This is a genomic window from Staphylococcus hominis subsp. hominis (assembly GCF_002901845.1).
Taxonomy (GTDB): Bacteria; Bacillota; Bacilli; order Staphylococcales; family Staphylococcaceae; genus Staphylococcus; species Staphylococcus hominis.
Map to the genome: position 1 here is coordinate 1,029,870 of NZ_PPQE01000025.1, position 3,209 is coordinate 1,033,078.

Consider the following 3,209-nt stretch of genomic DNA (forward strand, 5'->3'; position numbering starts at 1 on the left):
TCGTTGTAGATTGATCAACATTATGTTTCGCTTTTGTTGCTGCTTCATCTACTTTACGTTTTGTCATTTCTTTTTCTTCATTCGTTGCTTCATGATTACTATCAATTTCTGCTTTTTTTGCTGTTACTTCATCATCTATAGATTTTTTGGCTTGTGTTTTTTTCAAAGCTACCGCATTAATGTTATTTATTGCACTTATACCATTAATTTGTGCATGATCTACATTGGAATTATTTATTGATTGATCAACATTTCTTTTAGCTTTATTAACCTCATCATCAATTTTTTGTTTAGCTATGTCTTTTTCTTCTTTTGTTGTCGAATTATCTTGATCAATTAGATTTTTTCTAAGAGTTGCTGCTTCATCTATCGCTTTTCTTGCTTCAGCTTTTTTAACTACTTCTGGTTGTATATTTTCAATAGTATTTTTACCAGTTGTTTTAGCATTATTCACACCATCATTTGTTGTAGCTTGATTTATATTATTTTTCGCTTTTATAACTTCTTCATCAACTTTTTGTTTTGCTGCTTCTTTTTCTTCTTCAGTTGCATCTAGCATTTGATTAATTTTTTCTTTTTTTACTTTCGCTACTTCATCAATTGCTTGTCTTGCTAAAGATTTTTTAACCACTTCTGGTTGAATATTATTGATCTCTGTATTTCCTGTTGTTTTTGCTTGATCCACTGCATCATTTGTTGAAGCTTGATCAATATTATCTTTTGCTTTTGTAGCTTCTTCATCTACTTTTTGTTTTGCTACTTCTTTTTCTTCTTCAGTTGCATCTGGTGTTTGATCTATAATTTTTTTCTTAGCAATTGCAGATTGGTCAATTTCATGTTTTGCCTCTACTTTTTTTATAATTTCAAGTTGGATTGTATTAATAACATTTATCCCTTTTGTTTTTGCTTCATCAACTCCTTCATCATTTTCTGCTTCGTTGATATGAGTTTTAGCTTCTGTTAACGCTTGATCCACTTTACTTTACGCTGCTTCTTTTTCTTCTTCAGTTGCTTCTTGCGTTAAATCAATAGTTGCTTTTTTAAGTTTAGCTAAATCATCAATTGCTTGTCTTGCTTCTGATTTTTTAACTACTGTCGGCTGAATATTATTTATCATTGTAGTGCTATTTTGTTCAACTTGATCTACGTCATTATTTGTTTTTGCTTGATCAATTCCATGTTTTGCTTTTATGACTTCTTCGTCAATTTTTGATTTCGCTGCTTCTTTTTCTTCTTCAGTTGCATCAGGTGTTTGATCAATGATGGCTTTCCTAGTTAATGCAATTTGATCAATAGCATTCTTAGCTGTCTCTTTTTTTACAACTTCTGGCTGAATGTTATTTATAGCAACATTTCCTCTATCTTTTGCTTGATCTACATCACTATTTGTTATTGCTTGATCAATACTATGTTTTGCTTTTGTAACTTCTTCGTCAACTTTTTGTTTTGCTGCTTCTTTTTCTTCTATTGTCGCATTTGATGTTTGATCAATATTATTTTTTTTAGCTCTTGCTACTTGATCAATTAACGTTTTAGCTGCAATTTTTTTAATAATATTGGGTTGGATATTATTAATTGCTATTGTGCTATTATGCTCAACTTGATTCACATCATTATTTGTAACTGCTTGATTAATGTTACGTTTTGCTTTTGTTACCTCTTCATCAACTTTTGATTTCGCTGCTTCTTTTTCTTCTGTTGTTGCATCTGGTGTTTGATCAATGATGTTTTTTCTAGTTAATGCAATTTGATCAATAGAAGTCTTAGCTGTCTCTTTTTTTACAACTTCTGGCTGAATGTTATTTATAGCAACATTTCCTCTATCTTTTGCTTGATCTACATCACTATTTGTTACTGCTTGATCAATACTATGTTTTGCTTTTGTAACTTCTTCATCAACTTTTGATTTCGCTGCTTCTTTTTCTTCTGTCGTTGCATCAGATATTTGATCAATGATGGCTTTTTTGATTTTTGCTTGAGTATCTATACCTCGTTTTGCTTGTTCTTTTTTAACTATATCTGGTTGGATATTATTTATTGATGCCGTACTATTATGTACTACTTGATCTACATCATTATTAGATAAAGCACGATTAATATTATTTCTTGCTTCTGTTGCAGCTTCGTCTACTTTTGATTTCGCTGCTTCTTTTTCTTCTGTTGTTGCACCCGGTGTTTGATCAATCGCTTCTTTTTTAATTCTAGCTACTTCATCGATTGCAGTCTTTGCTGCTATTTTCTTAACTATATTTGGTTGAATATGACTAACTGTTGTAACACCATCTTCTTTTGCTTTGTCAACAGCTTGATTTATTTCTGTATGATTAATATTATTTTTTGCTTCTACTGCAGCTTCGTCTACTTTTGATTTTGCGGCTTCTTTTTCTTCTATAGTTGCATCAACATTATTGTCGATCTCTGTCTTCTTATTAATAACTTCATTATCAATTGCTTGTCTTGCTTCTGATTTTTTAAGCACATCTGGTTGGATTGCATTGATTGTAGTCGTACCATTTGTTTTTGCTTCATCCACATCTGAATTAGTTATTGCTTCATTAATATGAGCTTTGGCTTCCGTTACCGCTTGGTCTACCTTCGCTTTGGCTGCCTCTTTTTCTTCTGTTGTCGCATCTGGTGTTTGATCAATCGCTTCTTTTTTAGCTCTTGCAACATCATCAATTGCTTGTCTTGCTTCTGATTTTTTGATTATTTCTGGTTGGATTGCATTGATTGTAGTTGTACCATTTGTTTTTGTTTCATCGACACCTGAATTATTTATTGCTTCATTGATATGGCCTTTGGCTTCCGTTACCGCTTGGTCTACTTTCGCTTTTGCAGCTTCTTTTTCTTCTGTTGTCGCATCTGGTGTTTGATCAATTGCTTCTTTCTTGGCTCTTGCAGCATCATCAATTGCTTGTCTTGACTCTGATTTTTTGATTACTTCTGGTTGGATTGCATTGATTGTAGTTGTACCATTTGTTTTTGCTTCATCCACACCTGAATTATTTATTGCTTCGTTGATATGGGCTTTAGCCTCCGTTACTGCTTGGTCTACTTTTACTTTGGCTGCCTCTTTTTCTTCTGTTGTCGCATCTGGTGTTTGATCAACTGCTTCTTTCTTAGCTCTTGCAATATCATCAATTGCTTGTCTTGCTTCTGATTTTTTGATTACTTCTGGTTGGATTGCATTGATTGTAGTTGTACCATTT

Annotated in this window: 2 protein-coding genes; both read right to left on the bottom strand. The window is 32.4% G+C overall.

Going from position 1 to position 3,209, the window contains the following annotated elements:
- A partial coding sequence (locus tag CD034_RS06580; protein WP_219727360.1) for a DUF1542 domain-containing protein occupies nt 1-976 on the bottom strand: 976 nt, incomplete at its 3' end.
- Nucleotides 977-982: 6 nt separating this feature from the next.
- On the bottom strand, nt 983-3,209 hold a 2,227-nt coding region (locus tag CD034_RS06585; protein WP_219727361.1), incomplete at its 5' end, for a DUF1542 domain-containing protein.